The organism is Tenacibaculum todarodis (genome assembly GCF_001889045.1).
Taxonomy (GTDB): domain Bacteria; phylum Bacteroidota; class Bacteroidia; order Flavobacteriales; family Flavobacteriaceae; genus Polaribacter; species Polaribacter todarodis.
The window spans coordinates 1255114-1273555 of record NZ_CP018155.1; the positions used below are offsets into that span (position 1 = coordinate 1255114).

The 18442-nt window shown below is 30.7% G+C and carries 15 protein-coding genes; 13 read left to right on the plus strand and 2 right to left on the minus strand.

Features of this window, described 5'->3' with window-relative positions:
* Positions 1-8: 8 nt before the first annotated feature.
* On the minus strand, positions 9-1718 hold the full coding sequence (locus LPB136_RS05700; RefSeq protein ID WP_072555201.1) for a sodium:solute symporter family protein: 1710 nt from the start codon (positions 1716-1718) through the stop codon (positions 9-11).
* Positions 1719-2107: 389 nt separating this feature from the next.
* Positions 2108-4591 carry a PIG-L family deacetylase gene (locus tag LPB136_RS05705; RefSeq protein WP_072555202.1) on the minus strand — a complete coding sequence of 828 codons (2484 nt, stop codon included), beginning with the start codon at positions 4589-4591 and terminating at the stop codon, positions 2108-2110.
* 519 nt (positions 4592-5110) lie between these two features.
* Here LPB136_RS05705 and dnaN point away from each other — a divergent pair.
* The 13 genes from dnaN (at position 5111) to LPB136_RS05770 (ending at position 18442) form a co-directional block, all read left to right on the plus strand.
* Positions 5111-6229 (plus strand): DNA polymerase III subunit beta, encoded by a 1119-nt coding sequence (gene dnaN / locus LPB136_RS05710; RefSeq protein WP_072555203.1) that lies wholly within the window; start codon positions 5111-5113, stop codon positions 6227-6229.
* A 130-nt stretch (positions 6230-6359) separates the two neighbouring features.
* Positions 6360-7079: a nitroreductase gene (locus LPB136_RS05715; RefSeq protein WP_072555204.1), complete on the plus strand. Its 720-nt coding sequence runs from the start codon at positions 6360-6362 to the stop codon at positions 7077-7079.
* A gap of 19 nt (positions 7080-7098) precedes the next feature.
* The gene (locus LPB136_RS05720; RefSeq protein ID WP_158009606.1) at positions 7099-7866 is read left to right on the plus strand and encodes a hypothetical protein; all 768 of its coding nucleotides are present in this window, start codon (positions 7099-7101) and stop codon (positions 7864-7866) included.
* Position 7867: 1 nt separating this feature from the next.
* A complete protein-coding gene (locus LPB136_RS05725; RefSeq protein ID WP_237267424.1) occupies positions 7868-8473 on the plus strand; it encodes an acyl carrier protein phosphodiesterase in 606 nt (201 codons plus the stop codon).
* 100 nt (positions 8474-8573) lie between these two features.
* The gene (ggt, locus tag LPB136_RS05730) at positions 8574-10265 is read left to right on the plus strand and encodes a gamma-glutamyltransferase (RefSeq protein ID WP_072555206.1); all 1692 of its coding nucleotides are present in this window, start codon (positions 8574-8576) and stop codon (positions 10263-10265) included.
* 56 nt (positions 10266-10321) lie between these two features.
* On the plus strand, positions 10322-11767 hold the full coding sequence (locus tag LPB136_RS05735) for an energy transducer TonB (RefSeq protein WP_158009607.1): 1446 nt from the start codon (positions 10322-10324) through the stop codon (positions 11765-11767).
* 43 nt (positions 11768-11810) lie between these two features.
* The gene (locus tag LPB136_RS05740; protein ID WP_072555208.1) at positions 11811-12233 is read left to right on the plus strand and encodes a VOC family protein; all 423 of its coding nucleotides are present in this window, start codon (positions 11811-11813) and stop codon (positions 12231-12233) included.
* A complete protein-coding gene (locus tag LPB136_RS05745; RefSeq protein ID WP_072555209.1) occupies positions 12233-13087 on the plus strand; it encodes an RluA family pseudouridine synthase in 855 nt (284 codons plus the stop codon). Before LPB136_RS05740 ends, LPB136_RS05745 begins: the two co-directional genes overlap by 1 nt.
* Before the next feature lie 15 nt (positions 13088-13102).
* Positions 13103-13780, plus strand: coding sequence for a tRNA (guanosine(37)-N1)-methyltransferase TrmD (gene trmD, locus LPB136_RS05750; RefSeq protein ID WP_072555210.1), 678 nt, complete (start codon positions 13103-13105; stop codon positions 13778-13780).
* A gap of 148 nt (positions 13781-13928) precedes the next feature.
* A complete protein-coding gene (gene rplS / locus LPB136_RS05755) occupies positions 13929-14279 on the plus strand; it encodes a 50S ribosomal protein L19 (RefSeq protein WP_072555211.1) in 351 nt (116 codons plus the stop codon).
* A gap of 827 nt (positions 14280-15106) precedes the next feature.
* The gene (locus LPB136_RS05760) at positions 15107-17332 is read left to right on the plus strand and encodes an NADP-dependent isocitrate dehydrogenase (RefSeq protein ID WP_072555212.1); all 2226 of its coding nucleotides are present in this window, start codon (positions 15107-15109) and stop codon (positions 17330-17332) included.
* Positions 17333-17394: 62 nt separating this feature from the next.
* Entirely contained in the window at positions 17395-18210 is an 816-nt protein-coding gene (gene murQ, locus LPB136_RS05765; RefSeq protein WP_072555213.1) for an N-acetylmuramic acid 6-phosphate etherase, read from the plus strand.
* Positions 18203-18442, plus strand: a complete 240-nt coding sequence (locus tag LPB136_RS05770) for a DUF6095 family protein (protein ID WP_072555214.1) — start codon at positions 18203-18205, stop codon at positions 18440-18442. The genes murQ and LPB136_RS05770 overlap by 8 nt, the downstream gene beginning before the upstream one ends.

An 18442-nucleotide genomic window follows, 5' to 3' on the forward strand; every position in this document is an offset into this window, starting at 1 on the left:
GACAAACATCAACTAACCTCTTCAAAAACATCTTTTTTCTTCCCCATAAACACCTGCAAAATAATTGCAATAAACATCACCAAACCACAACCTAAAGCGTTGAGCCATAAATACGGTAACCAATCTAAAAGAAATACCCAGACAATCAATGCCTGCGTAATTAAAGCAGCTATAAAAACTGCGTTTCCTTTCACAAATTTTATAAAGAAAGCAAGTAAGAAAATACCCAAGACATTTCCATAAAAAATAGAACCAATAATATTTACTAATTGAATTAAATTATCAAATAAATTGGCAACACAAGCAACGGAAATAGCTATAAGTCCCCAAAGTAGTGTAAACCATTTAGACGCTTTTACATAATGTTCATCGCTCTTTTCTTCGCCAACATTTCGTTTGTATAAGTCAATTGCAGTTGTACTTGCCAATGCATTTAATTCTGATGCGGTAGAAGACATTGCGGCAGATAAAATTACGGCTAATAAAAGTCCGATTAATCCTCTTGGTAAATTGTTGATTATAAAATGAATAAACACATAATCCTTATCGTTAGACTCTATTTTCTTGATTGATTTTTCATTCACCTTTTCAATAATTTCTTTGGCTGAAGCTTTTAACGCTAAATCTCTTTCGTTTAATAATTGAATTTTCTCTTTTTCTTCCACCTGAAAACCATCTAAAAATATGGCTCTTTTATCATTTTCAATTTCAATATGTTCCGCTTCTAACTGTTGATATTCAGCAACATATTCAGATCTTAAAACCTCTTCATTTGCGCCAGGATTAAAGTTTAAAGGCGATGCGTTAAATTGATAAAAAACAAAAACCATAACACCAATTAACAAGATAAAAAACTGCATTGGCACTTTTAACAATCCGTTAAAAATCAAACCTAATTGGCTTTCTCTAACCGATTTACCAGATAAATAACGCTGAACCTGACTTTGGTCTGTACCAAAATAGGATAACATCAAAAACGTTCCTCCTAAAATACCTGTCCAAACGGTGTATCTATTACTTAAATCGAAAGAAAAATCTAAGACTTCCATTTTATTACTCGCGCCCGCAATTTCAAGTGCTTTTGTAAATGTAATATTTGCTGGAAGCTGACTCATAATCATAAAAAATGCAATTAACATTCCAACAAAAATGATAATCATTTGTTGTTTTTGCGTTACGTTTACCGCCTTTGTTCCTCCAGAAACCGTGTAAATAATTACTAAGAACCCAATTACAATGTTTAGCAATAGTAAATCCCATCCTAAAACTGCCGACAAGATAATTGCAGGTGCAAAAATGGTAATTCCGGCTGCCAAACCACGCTGAATTAAAAATAAAATTGCGGCTAAACTTCTTGTTTTTAAATCGAATCTTCCTTCCAAAAACTCATAAGCTGTATAGACTTTTAATTTGTGATAAATAGGGATAAAAACCAAGCAAATAATAACCATTGCAATTGGCAATCCAAAGTAGAATTGCACAAAACCCATTCCGCTATGAAACGCTTGCCCTGGCGTAGATAAAAACGTTATTGCACTCGCTTGCGTTGCCATAACTGACAATCCAATTGTCCACCATTTAGAGTCGTTTCCTCCTTTAATATAGTCAGTTACGTTCTTATTTTTTCGAGTTACGTAGGTTCCGTAAGCAACTATAAAAATTAAAGTTGCCGATAAAATTATCCAATCTATTGCGTGTAATTTACTTGCTACTTCCATCGATTAAACTGTAAAAATATTTGTTATAAAATAGAAAGCAATAATGTAAAGTATGTTGGCAATTAAGACCAACGAATAGGCTTTTTTCCATGTGTATTTTTTACTATCCATATATTTTTATTTGAAGCTATCTCCTGCTTTCCGCTGTATCTTTTTGTGAAAAACAAAAAGGATGTCGCTGCAATCAGGGCTAAACTTATTTATTATCTTTTGTCATTCCTGCGCAGGCAAGAATCCATATTAACGCTTGTTTAGATTCCTGCCTTCGCAGGAATGACAAACAGTTAATTTTAATTCTATCTGTGTCCGTTCGAGCGCAGTCGAGAACTAATTAAACCTCTCGACTGCGCTCGAGGAGACATTCTGGAACTTTACAACTTTAAAAACTATTACTTCCCAACCGAAAGCATATTCGCAAACAATTTATACGCACCAGAAACTCCAACAGGCAATTCTCTAAAGAAGCTTAAACCAGTATATATGTAATTTCCTTTGCCATATTTTGCTATCAATAAACTTCCTTTTTTAGCTGATTCTCCTTTATCATTCATTGCTAAAACTGGTGTGTATTCCGAACTCCAAGTATTTGGAAAATACAAACCACGTTCTTGCACCCAACCATTAAAATCTTCTTTGGTAATCTTATTTGGGTAATTTAAAATTGCATGCTCTTTAGCCAACAACCTAATTTCAGCATTTTCATCAGTAACTCTATCTCTCGATAATCCTAATTTGAATGGCGCAGCAACATCAACACCTCTATTAGTATTGTATTGCACAATCATGTTTCCACCATTTTTCACATATTCTAACAAATGTTTTTGTTTGAATTTTAATTCAGAAACAGTATTGTAAGCTCTAATTCCAACAACAATAGCGTCAAACTGCTGTAAGTTTTTCTCGTTAATTTCATTCGGATTTATCTCAGTAACTTGATACCCAATTTGACGTAAACTTTCTGGAACCGCATCTCCAGAACCTTGAATATAACCAATTGAATTTCCTGCTTTTTTAATATCCAAACGCACAACTTTAGCTTCAGAATTTAATAAAACTGATTGCTTTGGAATGTGATTGTAATTAATTTCCACCAACTCTTTGGTGTATTTTTTTCCATTTGCAGTTGCTATGACTTTTAACTTTCCTTCTGATTGATTTTTTGGTGGACTTACCATAAAATCAACAGTTTTTAAATCGTTTTTCTGTGCAATTGTAAAATCGATAAATTTAGGTGAAACAGACCAACCATTTGGAATTTCTAAAGAAACACTTCCACTTGTATTTTGAGCTCTTGCTCTAACCGCTACAGATACTTTTTGCGGTGTATCATCAGAAAAAATTAATACTTTGTTTTTTAGTTTTGTTGTTATTTGTGGTAAAACTTCAAACGGTTCATAAATTTCTCCAATATCTCGTTTTGAGTATCTACGCACAACATCTTTAGTTACTGTAATCGACTCATTTTCAATTATTAAATTAAACTGAACTTGCAACGGTCTTGGTGTTTCTGGCAAACCAATTAATTGCTGATTATCAACTTTATACATTCCTAAATCGGCTTCTTTGTTCAACCAATATGGCGAAGAAAAATCTAAATTTGAAATGCTAATAGTTTCCTTAAAATTCTGTCTTTTATTGTTTGTTAAATCAATATTTTTAGAAATAACTTTGTTTGCAGGAAGTAATTTTACAGAAGATAATTCCACTTTTGCAATACTTCTATTTAATGCTTCAAAATTCACATCAATAGTAGAATTTGGTGTTGCACTTGAACTATTTGCAGAAGCTTCTAAATACAAACCTGCGCAAGCTTCAATAATTTCTTGTAATTCTTTTGACTTTATATTTTTCCAATGCGCATCTTTTAAATTCTGAACCAATTTATAAGCCTTCATTAAAGCTGGTAAATGTTTGGCCGGATTTACAAAATCGAAATTATTTTCTACTTCGTATAAAATATCGCCAATTTCTCCACCACCCTCTACTCTATTCCATGTAGTATTGATTCCTGAAAAAATATCATTTTTATCTTTTGGCGCATTTCCTTTTAAAAACTCAACATACTCAGTTTGATTTCCACGAGTTGATAAACGTCCAAAACCTTGACATAAATGTTGGCTACTTGCCATAGAAGCCAACTCGTTGTTAGAAACTCCTTTTAAGGGATAATACACACCAACATCAAATGAAGTGAATCCTTTTACAGCTTTTTTAAAATCGTCTTCTCTTCCTCTAAAAAACCACGAAGAAGTATTGTAAAACAAACGTTCTGGTTGCCAGGTTTCTGTATATTTTAATTGATTAGAAAACTTAGTCTTATCATTTGCTAAATCAAACGCCTCAACACTTAATATTGCAGAACTTGTATGATGTCCATGTGTTGTTCCTGGTGTTCTGTGATTAAATCGGTTTATAATTACATCGGGCTTAAAAGTTCTTATTGCCCAAACTACGTCTGCCAATACTTTTTCTTTTTGCCAAATTTCTAAAGTTTCATCTGGATGTTTTGAGTAGCCAAAATCATTTGCTCTGGTAAATAATTGTTGTCCACCATCAATACTTCTTGCTGCCAATAATTCTTGTGTTCTAATTACTCCTAATAACTCGCGCATTTCTGAACCAATTAAATTTTGTCCGCCATCTCCACGCGTTAATGATAAATAAGCTGTACGTGCTTTTACATTATTAGCTAAATAGGCAATTAAACGTGTATTTTCATCATCTGGATGCGCAGCAATGTATAAAGCAGTTCCTAAAAAATTAAGTTTTTGAACTTTTTCGTATAGCTGATTTGTGTTAAGTTTTTGTGGTTTTTGGGCAACTATTGATGTGATTATCAATAGAAAAGAAAGCGAGAGTATTGCTTTTTTCATTTTTAATAGTTTGATTGAAAACAAAAGTAGTTTTTTAGTTTTCTAAAATGGTTAAAGAAAGTTTAAAATTTGTTGTTTAAACACCCCTAAAGTCCCCTCGAGGGGACAATGGATTCTTTAATAGAACTTTCTCTATTTTAATAAGCTTGGCGAATGTCAAGTAAAAAATAACGTAAATAGTTAAAAATAAAATTCAAATTCAACTGTCCCCTTGAGGGGACTTTAGGGGTGATTTTCTCTCAAAAAAAAATATTAAAAATTAGAAGAATGACCAAGTAATCATTTAATTAATAAGCAGATTGCTTCGTACCTCGCAATGACGTTAATAAATACGCCCGCGTTAGCGATTGCAACGGCATCCTTTTTTGGAGGAACGAGAAAAAAGATATAGTGGAAAGCGCGACCTGAAAGGGAACGCTCAAATAATAATGAACAATCCACTAAAAACTGTTAATAATTTTATTTTAAAACCCAGTAAAATAGAATATATTTGTAATCCATTTTTAAAAAGGAAAATACATGAAATTTATAGTTTCTAGTTCGCAATTACTAAAACAATTACAGGTTTTAGGCGGCGTAATAAACAGCAATAATACCTTACCAATTTTAGATAATTTTTTATTAGAATTGTCTGAAAATGAGTTAAAGATATCGGCTTCTGATTTAGAGACAACAATGAGTTCTATTGTAGCTGTAGAAAGCACTGACGAAGGCGCAATTGCGGTTAATGCACGTTTGTTATTAGACACTTTAAAGACGTTTCCGGACCAACCATTAACGTTTAAAACGGAAGGCGAAAGCACTATAGAAATTAGTTCTGATCAAGGTAAATACGACATGGCATTTTTTGGAGCTGAAGAGTTTCCTAAAGCTGTAGAATTACCTTCTCCAAGTAAAACTTTAGTACCTGCTCATATTTTAGGAACGGCAATTTCAAAGACAATTTTTGCTTCTGGAAACGATGATTTACGCCCAGTAATGAGCGGTGTTTTCTTCCAGTTTTCTTCTAATAGCTTAACTTTTGTGGCTACAGATGCGCATAAATTGGTAAAATATACAAGAACAGATGTTACTGCAGATAAAACGGCAGAATTTATAATGCCTAAAAAACCTTTAAATTTATTAAAGGGAATTTTAAGTGGTTCTGAAGAGGAAGTTTCTATTGAATACAACGATTCTAACGCTAAATTTACGTTTGATAATACGGTTTTAGTGTGTAGATTAATTGATGGAAAATATCCTAATTATGAAGCGGTAATTCCGAAGGAAAATCCGAATAAATTAACAGTTGATAGAGCTTCTTTCTTAAACTCGGTTCGTAGAGTTTCTATTTTCTCAAGTAAAACTACACATCAGATTCGTTTAAAAATGGCAGGAACAGAATTAAATATTTCTGCAGAAGATTTAGACTATGCCAACAAAGCAGACGAACGTTTATCTTGTGATTACCAAGGTGATGATATGCAAATTGGTTTTAACTCTCGTTTTTTAAGTGAAATGTTAAGTAACTTAAATGCAAACGATGTTTTAATTGAAATGTCTTTACCAAACCGCGCAGGAATTTTAACTCCAATTGACGGAACTGACGAAGGTGAACAAATTACTATGCTTGTTATGCCTGTTATGTTGAATTCGTAATAAATTGTCATTCCTGCGCAGGCAGGAATCTATAACATATTAGAAAACCACAATGGTTCTGAAACAAGTTCAGAATTAATTGTGGTTTTTTGTTTACATTTACTTTCTAACATAAAATCAGTTTTTGATAATGACTTTTAACGAAGTAAATACCAAACGAAGAAGTATAAGAGATTTTACTAAACAAGAAGTTTCTACTGAATTAATAAATGAAATTCTAAAAGATGCTTTAGAAGCTCCGTCAAGCTCAAATACTCAACCGCTTAAAGTTGTTGTTGCAACTGGAAATACCTTAAAAGAAATAGGAAAAGAGTTAACTTTTAAATATAATACTTCCGCTAAATTAGCAAAGAAAAATATTTTTGCTAAATTATATTCAGCTTATAAACACAAATTACAGCCTAATAAAGTATACCAAACAATTCAAGGAAAATATTTTGGCATTTATCAAGAACGAAGAATAAAAACTGCCGTTGGTTTGTATAAAGTTTTAGGAATAAAACGAGAAGACAAGAAAAAGCGACACGAAGAAATGGCAAAAAACTTTAATTTCTTTGGCGCTCCTGTTGCAATTTGGATTTACGCAAATCCAAAAATGAAATATACAGCTTTAGTAGATACAGGCATATTTATGCAAAATTTAATGCTTTCTGCAACCAATAAAGGTTTAGGAACGTGTCCGCAAGGAGCTTTAAATTTATGGAGAGAACCTGTAGACAAACACTTTTCTGTACCCAAAGGTTACGAGTTAGTTTGCGGCCTTTCTTTAGGTTATCCTTCTGAAGCAAAAGTAAATAGTTATAGACCTGAAAAAATATCTGTTGAAGAGTTATTGGTTATTAAGAAGTAATATTAAGTATAGTTCATTCATGAAAAAGTTTTTCAAACTTATTGGTATATCAATTTTTATATTCATTTTATTTTTTAGCTATAAGCTTTACAAAAACTATAATACAATTAATAATATATCTGAATTAAGAGAATCAAATTTTAATAAATATTTGAATTTATTTTACTTGAAAAATGATAGAACTCCTTATGATTTAAATGAATTTAAAACTTATTTAAAAAATAGAGACGTTAAATTATTAAAACTTGTAAATAATATTGATATCCAATATAAACGGAATAATTTAGGGTTTATATCTATTTATCATAAAGGGGTTGATAATGTAGATGATTCTCTAAAAATCAAATATGAAAATTTAGATAGTTTTTTAGATTTGTTTTATAAGAAAGGGGATATAGAAATCGACTATCATTATACTAATATTTTTGAAAAATTTAATACAATCTATAATATTGGAAAAGATTCTATTATAAGAAAAAATAAAATTAATGTTTCCGAAATTTTTAGAGACCACTTAAAATGTGATTCTTCAAAGTTAAGATTAAAAAAATTAAAATACACACGATTTAACTACCTCTCTATAAAAATTAACAAAGGTAATATTAAGGTCTCTGATACTATTTCTGCTGGTGTAAATTCATTTTATAATAATACAGAACCTTTTCCTGAAAACACTAAAGAAATATTATTAAGCTATATACGTCAAGAAAAAAATCTTTTCCATAAAGATTCTATTTATTTTATCAATTTTAAATTTGATGATATAGATAATTATAAATGTAAATAGAATGAATTTCCTCGCGCACTTATATTTATCAGGAAACAACCAACAAATAATGATTGGCAATTTTATTGCTGACCATATTAGAGGAAATAAATTTCAGCATTATTCCGAAGAAATAAAAAAAGGAATTCTTTTACATAGAGAAATAGACACATTTACCGATGCACATTCAATAGTTAGAAAAAGTAAACGTAGATTACACGAACGTTACGGACATTATGATGGCGTAATAATCGATATTTTTTACGATTATTTTTTAGCTAAAAACTGGGATAGTTATTCTGCAATTCCGTTGGAGGCTTATACACAATCTGTCTATGAATTATTTAAAAAAGAATCATCTAATTTGCCTTTAAAATCACAACAATTTATCGGTTATATGATTGAGTATAACATACTGTATAATTATAGTACTTTGGAAGGAATTCAGCAAGTTTTAAACGGAATGAACAGCAGAACCAAAGGGAAATCTCAAATGAACTTAGCTGTTGAAGACTTACAACTTTACAATAAAGAATTAGAAGAAGATTTTACCATTTTCTTTGAAGATTTACGTAACTTTTGCAATCAAAAAATAAAAGAACTAACTGTCATTCCGAACGAAGAATGAAGAGAGGAATCTCAAATTAAAGAGAGATTTCTTATAAATTAATCTTGAGCGGAGTCGAAAGGCTAAAAAAGCTCATTTCGAAATGACAAAATTTTAAATTATGAAAAAAATATTTTTATTAATTGCAATTTCAATCACATTATTCAATTGCAAAACCTCAGAAAAGAAAGAAAAAAATATTGGTCTAGTTACCGAAAAAGCTATGGTTGTTTCTGCTCGTGAAGAAGCTTCAAAAATTGGAACAGACATTCTTAAAAAAGGTGGTAATGCTTTTGATGCTATGGCTGCAACGGAATTAGCTTTAGCAGTTGCCTATCCGTATGCTGGAAATATTGGCGGCGGCGGATTTATGGTCTATCGTAAAAATGATGGGCAAATTGGCGCATTAGATTACAGAGAGAAAGCTCCGTTAGCTTCAAGTAAGGACATGTACTTAGACAAAGACGGAAACATTATTAAAGGAAAAAGCACTTTAGGCGCAATGGCTGTTGGTATTCCTGGAACTGTTGCTGGTGTTTTTGCTACTCATAAAAAATTTGGTTCTTTACCTATTGAAGATATTTTAAAACCAGTAATTGCTTTAGCTAAAAGGGGAATTATTGTTACCAAAAAGCAAGAAGACAGAATTAAAAAGTATCAACCTTACTTCTTAAAAGCGAATAAAGAACCTATTATTTTCAATCAAAAATGGAAAGAAAATGATACCATAAAATATAATGCTTTAGCAGAAACTTTAGAAAGAATTCTTAAAAACGGACGAGACGAATTTTACAAAGGTGAAACTGCAAAACGTTTGGTGAAATTTATGCAAGCAAATGGCGGAATTATGACTGAAGAAGATTTGGCAAAATACGAAGCACAATGGAGAACTCCTGTTACCTTTACTTATGACGACTTAAAAGTAATTTCAATGTCTCCACCTTCTAGTGGAGGAATTTGTTTAGCACAAATTATGAACGGAATTGAACCGTATGATTTAGACAAATTTGGGCATAATTCAACCAAAACAATTCAAATAATTGCGGAAGCAGAAAGAAGAGCTTATGCAGATAGAAGTTTCTTTTTAGGAGATCCTGATTTTGTAAAAATTCCATTAAAGACATTAATTTCTAAAGAATATACAAAAGGTAGAATGGATAATTTTTCTTTTGAAAAAGCAACAAAATCGGCTGATGTAGCTCACGGAACTGTAGAAATGATAGAAAGTGATGAAACAACCCACTACTCTATTGTAGATCAGTTTGGTAACGCAATTTCTGCAACTACAACTATAAATGGCGCTTATGGTTCTAAATTATATTGTGAAGATTTAGGGTTCTTTTTAAATAATGAAATGGACGATTTTTCTAGCAAACCTGGTGTTCCAAATCAGTTTGGATTAGTTGGTGCAAAAGCGAATGAAATTATGCCCGAAAAAAGAATGCTAAGTTCTATGACTCCTACAATTGTTGAGAAAAACGGCAAACTTTGGATGGTTGTTGGAACTCCTGGTGGTTCAACAATTATTACTTCTGTATTACAAACTATTTTAAATGTACATGAGTTTAACTTCGGGATGCAAGAAGCTGTAAATCAGCCGAGATTCCATCACCAATGGTTACCAGACATGATTATGATGGAACCAAATATGTTTGATAGAAAAGTTGTGGAAGATCTTAAAAAAGTTGGCTACACAATAAATGAAGAAGATGCACCTGTTATTGGTAAAGTTGAAGGGATTTTAAGATTACCAAACGGTAAATTAGAAGGTGGAGCAGATCCTCGTGGAGACGATAAAGCAGTTGGATTTTAATTAAACTTATATCTTTGGATTAAAACTTGATATACATAGAACAATTTAGAGAAAATATGAAAAAAATAGTATTCCTTTTATTCTTTATAGTTTTTTATTCACACGCTCAAGTTATTAGTGATAGAAAATATAATAAACTCACAAAACCCAATACAGCTAATAATTTATCGATCTATTTACAAGGAAAAATACATAAAGATCTCTTACAAGACATTACTTTTCCTAAGTATGGTCGTAAAGTAACGCTATCTTATTATGTAAACAAAGACGGAAAACCCTACAACATTAATTTTAATTCTTACAGAAACAACAAATTAACAAGAGCACTAAAGAAATATATGAAAGAATATTCTTTAGATAGTTTAGGATTTAAAGCAGACACAAGAAAAAAATATACTATTCAAATAATTTCAAAAAAGAAAGACAAAAACATTATTGAATGTAGCACAAATCCTATAGAAATAACTTCTCCAAACTCTGAGTCTTGTAAAGATTTAAACTTCTATAGCGACATAAATAATTGTTTTAATAAAGAGTTAAGAAATCTATTTTACAATTCGATTAATTATAGTCTAGCAGATTCCATTAAAACAGATAATGAAATTATAAATTTAAATTTTAAAGCATTAATTGACAAAGAAGGTAAACTGAAGTTAAGAAATTTAAAAGTTCCAGAAATTTTTAAAAAACACTTGTACGATATTGTTGAAAAAAGCAACTTTCAATTTAAACCGCAATTAATTAATGGAATACCTAATGATTATTTTTACAGAATAAGACAAACATTTAATAAAGGCGATAAACCAAACAAATCTGAAAGAGATAATGAATTTGATGATGTTTTTAAACCTACCACAACAAATGATTTTGCATTATTTTTAAAGGAAAAATTAACACAATCAGATATAAATAGCGCTAACTTAAATAGGTTTAACAATAGATTAAAAATTTATTTTGAATTAGATGCTAAAGAAAAACCTATAAATATTAGTACAAACGCAAGGTCTGAAAAATTAGAAAAAAAAGTAATTGAAATATTTAAGAAATACGATATTTCAAAAGCTACTTTTTTAAATAATCACAAAGCAAATAGATACTTTACACCAATAATATTACACAATAATGGTAAAAATGAAGTTTACACAAACAGTATTATGGGATACAGTAGAATACCAATTTTTCCTGAATGTGAAAAATCATTAAATGCAACTATGGCAAAAAAGTGTTACAACCAGACAATACGCAATGTTGTTGCCTATAATTTTAATGCTAAAATGGCTAGCAGTTTAGGTTTAAGACCAGGTAAAAAAAGAATATTTGTAAATTTTAAGATAGATACTTTAGGTAATATAACAGATATTAAAAGTAGAGCATCTCATTATTTATTGAAAAAAGAAGCAGAAAGAATTGTTAAAAAATTATCTAAACCAGCACCAGCCATCTTTGGTAACAAACCTCAAACAACAAATTTCACTTTACCGATAACATTTTCATTAGATTAAATTTTAATAAATTAATATTGATTACTTATCTAAGTTTTTAATTATGCAAGTACAACCATTCCATTTAGCAATTCCAGTTCAAAACCTAGAAAAATGCAGAGCCTTTTATAGAGATATTTTACAATGTAAAGAAGGTAGAAGTACTAATCATTGGGTAGATTTTAATTTCTTTGGACATCAATTTGTTATTCATCAAAAAGAAGGTTTTATACCAACGGAATCAGTTACAAATCCTGTTGATGGACACGATGTTCCTGTTCCGCATTTTGGAGTAGTTTTAACTTGGGAAGATTGGCACGCTTTGGCTAAACGTTTAAAAACAGTAAACACGCAATTTATAATTGAACCAACGATTCGCTTTAAAGGAAAAGTTGGAGAGCAAGCTACAATGTTTTTTAACGATCCAGAAAACAATGCTTTAGAGTTCAAAGCTTTTAAAGATATGAGTCAAATTTTTGCCACTTAATGCAATTAATTGAATCTCATAAAGTTCTAAGTTTAAAAAAACCAATTCGTTTACAGGATTATGGCGTCGGAATTTTCAGCACAAATCCCACAAAATCTGGGCTAAAAAAAGCCATTAAAAAAGGACTTGTTTTTGTTGATGGAGAAATTGCATCAACAGCACTTTTTATAGTTGGTAATGAAACTATAGAATTCTTTCAATCAGAAGAAAATAAAAAAGAGTTCGATTTTGATTTAAAGGTTTTATTTGAAGATGATTTTTTAGCAATTATTTACAAACCTGCCGGAATTGTAGTTAGCGGAAATTCTTTCGCAACTATTGATAACGCACTATTTCAAAATATTAAAAAAAGCACACAATCTGATGCTGTAAAACCAAGGCCAGTTCACAGATTAGATTATCCAACAAGCGGTTTATTATTAATTGGGAAAACTAATTCTTCAATAATTGCATTGAATAAATTATTTGAAAATAAAGAAATTCAGAAAACATACCATGCAGTTTCAATAGGTAAAATGGAAGAATCTGGAACTATTGATTTTCCTGTTGATGATAAAAAAACGCTAACTCATTTTAAGGTTTTAAAAACAGTTAGTTCCGAACGTTTCGGATTTTTAAACTTAGTGCAACTTTCACCTAAAACTGGTAGAAAACATCAACTTAGAAAACATTTAGCTTCATTAGGAAATCCCATTTTAGGTGATAAACAATATTATTTAGACAACTTAATTTTAAACGGAAAAGGATTGTATTTACATGCCTCAACATTACAGTTTGTGCATCCAATTACAAAAGAAAACTTATGTGTGAGTGAAAATCTTCCGAAGAAATTTAAAAAAATATTCCCACATTAAATATATCTTTGCCAAATGCGAATAGATATTATTACCGTTTCTCCAGAATTAATTAAAAGTCCGTTTGAACACTCAATGCTTAAACGAGCAATTGATAAAGGTTTGGTAGAAGTTCATTTTCATAATCTTCGCGATTACGGAATTGGCTCTTACAAAAAATTAGACGACACACAATTTGGCGGAGGAGCTGGAATGGTTTTAATGATTGAACCTATTGATAAATGCATTTCAAAATTGCAATCTGAACGAAATTATGATGACATAATTTACATGACACCAGATGCAAAAACACTGAATCAATCTGTTGCAAATACACTTTCTTTAAAAGAAAACATCATCATCTTAACTGGTCATTACAAAGGCGTAGATCAGCGAGTTAGAGATAAATTTATTACGCGAGAAATTTCTATTGGCGATTATGTTTTAACAGGAGGAGAATTAGCCGCAGTTGTTTTATGTGACGCTGTTATTAGATTAATTCCAGGTGTTTTGGGTGATGAACAATCTGCACTAACAGATTCTTTTCAAGATGATTTATTATCACCACCAGTTTATACAAGACCCGCAGAATATGACGGAATGAAAGTTCCAGACATCTTGTTATCAGGTAATTTTCCGAAGATTGATAAGTGGCGAGAAGAAAAAGCCTATCAGCATACAAAAAACATAAGACCCGATTTGTTAGACGAATAGTTTAACTATTTGATTTTTAATTATAAAAACTTTTTCAGAAAACATTTTATCTATTAAAAATAATCACTAAATTTGCACTCGCAAAAATAACCTCTGGCGAAGAAATCGTTTAAGTTGCTTTTGTATCAATCCAATATAATATATTAATATGGAAGCTTTAGTAAAATTTGTACAAGAAGAATTTGTAACAAAAAACGAATTACCAAAATTTGGTGCTGGAGATACAATTACAGTGTATTTCGAAATTAAAGAAGGGAACAAAACACGTACACAGTTCTTTAGAGGTGTAGTAATCCAAAGAAAAGGAACAGGAACATCAGAAACTTTTACAATCAGAAAAATGTCTGGTACTGTAGGTGTTGAGCGTATTTTCCCTGTAAATTTACCAGCAATTCAAAAAATTGAGGTAAACAAAAGAGGTATTGTACGTAGAGCACGTATCTATTACTTTAGAGATCTTACTGGTAAAAAAGCAAGAATTAAAGAAAGAAGAGGTTAAAATCATCTTTTTATATAATTTAAAAGCCTTGAGAATTTTCTCAAGGCTTTTTTAATTCACAATTGTTAACAACCTCAGTTAACAACTTGTTGATTTCTAATTTGTTAAAAATTTTAAAAAAAGAATATTGTAATATATATTTGTATAAGAGTTTACAAAGTAGCTGTTTCATAGTCGAAAGATAAGTATTCAACAAAACGTAAATGATAAAGTAACGTTCTTTATATAGATTGATTTTCTTTAAAACTGAAATAAATTTTGGATTTAAGTAAAGATTGATAAATGATAATAAAAACTAAGGTTGATGAAAAGAAACTTTTTAAATGAAACTTGGGAACTCAAATGAAAATTTAAGGAAACAAATAGTAATTATAAAAGACACTTTAATTAATTTATAAAGCTCTATTAAATTTTAGAAGATTAAAACTTAAGTAAATATTTGAATTCTATTTAAGTTTACATAAGAAATCAATTAGAAACATTCATAAAGTTTAGCAAGTATTTGCTTGTTATACAAGGATGTTTCATTAGAAATAGTGTAATAGATAATTTCTTCTTTGTAAGAAATACAACGTTTAGAGCGGTGTTTGATGTGTAGCAATACAAATCAGTATTAAAAAAACTATTTCGAAAAGCCATATTATAACATTAACTTGTTAAATATGGCTTTTTTGTTCTTCATTTTTTCTTTTTATCAAATTCTTAAAAAAATACACGAAATAATAAGATTTTAGCAATAAAAATCTCAAGCAAAAGTTGTAAATTTGCTGTCGCTTCAAATTAAATTTATTCGTTGTTAGCACAACATAAAAACTTACATATAAACTATGAGTACAACAGCTAAAATTATGTACACAAAAACGGATGAAGCGCCAGCTTTGGCAACACGTTCGTTCTTACCAATTGTAAAAGCATTTACAAAATCTTCTAACATAGAAATAGTAACAAAAGATATTTCTCTTGCTGCAAGAATTTTAGCAACTTTTTCTAGTTACTTAAAAGAAGATCAAAAAGTAGAAGATGCATTAGCATTTTTAGGAGAGTTGGCTAAAAAACCTGAAGCTAACATTATAAAACTACCTAATATTTCTGCTTCTGTACCACAATTAAAAGCTGCTATTTCTGAGCTACAAGCTTTAGGATACAGTTTACCTAATTATCCAGAAGAAGTAAATACTGATGAAGAAAAAGCAGTATTAGCTCTTTATAATAAAGTAAAAGGTTCTGCTGTAAATCCTGTTTTACGTGAAGGAAACTCGGATCGTAGAGCACCAAAAGCAGTTAAGAATTACGCTAAAAAGAATCCACATAGAATGGGCGCTTGGTCTGCAGATTCTAAAACACATGTTGCTACAATGTCTCATGGCGATTTTGCGCATAATGAAAAATCTGTAACCTTAACTGATGCCACAGATGTAAAAATTGTACATACAGATGCAAACGGAACGCAAACAGTTTTAAAAGCAAGTACACCTCTTTTAGCCGGAGAAATTATTGATGCTTCTGTAATGAATAAAAAAGCGCTATTAGAATTTTTAGATGCTCAAATTGAAGATGCAAATAAAACTGGCGTATTGTTTTCTTTACACATGAAAGCAACAATGATGAAAGTTTCTGATCCAATTATTTTTGGACACGCTGTAAGAACATTCTTTAAAGATGTATTTGCAAAGCACGGAGAAACTTTCGAAAAAATTGGTGTTGACGTAAACAATGGTTTTGGTAACCTATTAAGTAATCTTGACGAAGTCTCTGAAGAAAAGAGAAAAGAAATCTTAGCTGACATCCAAACGGTTTATGACAATAATCCAGATGTGGCAATGGTAAATTCTGATAAAGGAATTACTAATTTACACGTTCCTTCAGATGTAATTATTGATGCTTCTATGCCTGCAATGATTAGAACTTCTGGTCAAATGTGGAATAAAGATGGAAATCAGCAAGACACAAAAGCCGTAATTCCAGACAGTTCTTATGCAAACTTATATGAAGCAACTATTGCTTTTTGTAAGAAAAATGGTGCTTTTGATCCTACAACAATGGGTACAGTTCCTAATGTTGGTTTAATGGCTCAAAAAGCTGAAGAATACGGTTCTCATGATAAAACTTTTGAAATTTCTTCTGAAGGTAAAGTTGAAGTTTTAGATGCAAATAACACTGTTTTACTTTCTCATAATGTAGCACAAGGAGATATCTGGAGAATGTGTCAAACAAAAGATGCACCAATTAAAGACTGGGTAAAATTAGCGGTAACTAGAGCAAGAGCTTCTCAAACTCCAGCAGTTTTTTGGTTAGATGAAAACAGAGCACATGATGCAGAAATTATCAAAAAAGTAAACAAATACTTACCAAATCACGATACAACTGGTTTAGAAATTAAAATTTTAGATGTTGCAAAAGCAACTACCTATACTTTAGAAAGAGTTAAAGAAGGTAAAGACACAATTTCTGTTTCAGGAAACGTTTTACGTGATTATTTAACAGACCTTTTCCCAATTTTAGAATTAGGAACATCTGCAAAAATGTTATCTATTGTACCATTAATGAATGGTGGTGGATTATTTGAAACTGGTGCTGGAGGATCTGCTCCAAAACACGTGCAACAATTTGTAGAAGAAAACCACTTACGTTGGGATTCTTTAGGAGAATTCTTAGCATTAGCGGTTTCTTTAGAACATTTAGGTACTTCTAATAACAATGCAAAAGCATTAGTTTTAGCAGAAACCTTAGATGATGCAACTGATAAATTGTTAGAAAACAAAAAAGGACCATCAAGAAAAGCTGGTGAAATAGACAACAGAGGTTCTCATTTTTACATAGCAATGTATTGGGCACAAGAATTAGCAAATCAAGATAAAGACGCTGAGTTAAAAGCACAGTTCTCTTCAGTTGCTAAAGACTTAAAAGAACAAGAAGCTGCAATTATTTCTGGGTTAAATGAAATTCAAGGAAAATCTTTAAACATTGGAGGTTATTACGAGCCAAATGATTCTTTAGCAGATTCTGCAATGAGACCAAATACTATTTTAAACAGTATATTAGAAAAAATATAATTCAAACAGATTTTACTAAGAAAAAGCAGACTTTTAAGTCTGCTTTTTTTATTTTTGAAAATATGAGTTTTACCAAAACAACAGAACAAGCATCAAAATATAATCATTTAGAAAAAATGAGTATTTCTGAATTATTAACTAATATTAATAATGAAGACAAAACGGTTCCGCTTGCGGTAGAAAAATCGCTGCCACAAATAGAAAAACTAACAAAAGCTATTGTTCAAAAACTACAAAGTGGCGGACGTTTATTTTACATTGGAGCAGGAACTAGTGGAAGGTTAGGAATTGTAGATGCATCTGAATGTCCGCCAACATTTGGAGTTCCTCATGAGCTTGTAGTTGGTTTAATTGCTGGTGGAGATTATGCAATTAGAAAAGCTGTTGAATTTGCAGAAGATTCAACAGAACAAGGTTGGGCCGATTTACAAAAACACAAAATTTCTAAAAATGATGTTGTAATTGGAATTGCAGCTTCTGGAACAACTCCTTATGTAATTGCAGCGCTTGAAAAATGTAATAAAAATGCTATTATAACAGGTTGTATTACTTGTAATACAGGAAGTCCACTAGCAGAAACAGCACAATTTCCTATAGAAGTTGTTGTTGGACCTGAGTTTGTAACCGGAAGCTCTAGAATGAAAGCAGGAACAGCTCAAAAACTAGTTTTAAACATGCTTTCTACTGCTGCAATGATTCAGTTAGGGAAAGTTAAGGGCAACAAAATGGTAGACATGCAACTCTCTAATAATAAATTAGTAGATAGAGCAGAAAAAATGTTAATTACTGAATTAAATATCGACCAAGAAACTGCTAGTATTTTATTAAAAAAGTACGGAAATGTTAGAGAAGCTTTAAAAAATTATAAAAATGCCTAAAAAAGCAACTTTTGAAAGAGGAATTAAGCAACTACTTATCTTATTAGGTTTGTTAGTCTTCTCTCCTATTGTGTTAAGTCTTGGTTTTAAATCGTTAAGAATTTATACAGAGAGTCCGCAAATATATATTTCTTACCTTTTGTTAACTATTGGAGGTTTATTAATACTATTTACGGTGTACTTTGGTTTTAAAACCATTAAAACATTTTTAGACACCTTATTTGAAAAATAA

Excerpts from the sequence above, each read along its gene's own strand:
- LPB136_RS05700 (WP_072555201.1), bottom strand. The coding sequence starts at position 1,718 with ATGGAAGTAGCAAGTAAATTACACGCAATAGATTGGATAATTTTATCG.
- LPB136_RS05705 (WP_072555202.1), bottom strand. The coding sequence starts at position 4,591 with ATGAAAAAAGCAATACTCTCGCTTTCTTTTCTATTGATAATCACATCA.
- dnaN (WP_072555203.1), top strand. The coding sequence starts at position 5,111 with ATGAAATTTATAGTTTCTAGTTCGCAATTACTAAAACAATTACAGGTT.
- LPB136_RS05715 (WP_072555204.1), top strand. The coding sequence starts at position 6,360 with ATGACTTTTAACGAAGTAAATACCAAACGAAGAAGTATAAGAGATTTT.
- LPB136_RS05720 (WP_158009606.1), top strand. The coding sequence starts at position 7,099 with ATGAAAAAGTTTTTCAAACTTATTGGTATATCAATTTTTATATTCATT.
- LPB136_RS05725 (WP_237267424.1), top strand. The coding sequence starts at position 7,868 with ATGAATTTCCTCGCGCACTTATATTTATCAGGAAACAACCAACAAATA.
- ggt (WP_072555206.1), top strand. The coding sequence starts at position 8,574 with ATGAAAAAAATATTTTTATTAATTGCAATTTCAATCACATTATTCAAT.
- LPB136_RS05735 (WP_158009607.1), top strand. The coding sequence starts at position 10,322 with ATGAAAAAAATAGTATTCCTTTTATTCTTTATAGTTTTTTATTCACAC.
- LPB136_RS05740 (WP_072555208.1), top strand. The coding sequence starts at position 11,811 with ATGCAAGTACAACCATTCCATTTAGCAATTCCAGTTCAAAACCTAGAA.
- LPB136_RS05745 (WP_072555209.1), top strand. The coding sequence starts at position 12,233 with ATGCAATTAATTGAATCTCATAAAGTTCTAAGTTTAAAAAAACCAATT.
- trmD (WP_072555210.1), top strand. The coding sequence starts at position 13,103 with ATGCGAATAGATATTATTACCGTTTCTCCAGAATTAATTAAAAGTCCG.
- rplS (WP_072555211.1), top strand. The coding sequence starts at position 13,929 with ATGGAAGCTTTAGTAAAATTTGTACAAGAAGAATTTGTAACAAAAAAC.
- LPB136_RS05760 (WP_072555212.1), top strand. The coding sequence starts at position 15,107 with ATGAGTACAACAGCTAAAATTATGTACACAAAAACGGATGAAGCGCCA.
- murQ (WP_072555213.1), top strand. The coding sequence starts at position 17,395 with ATGAGTTTTACCAAAACAACAGAACAAGCATCAAAATATAATCATTTA.
- LPB136_RS05770 (WP_072555214.1), top strand. The coding sequence starts at position 18,203 with ATGCCTAAAAAAGCAACTTTTGAAAGAGGAATTAAGCAACTACTTATC.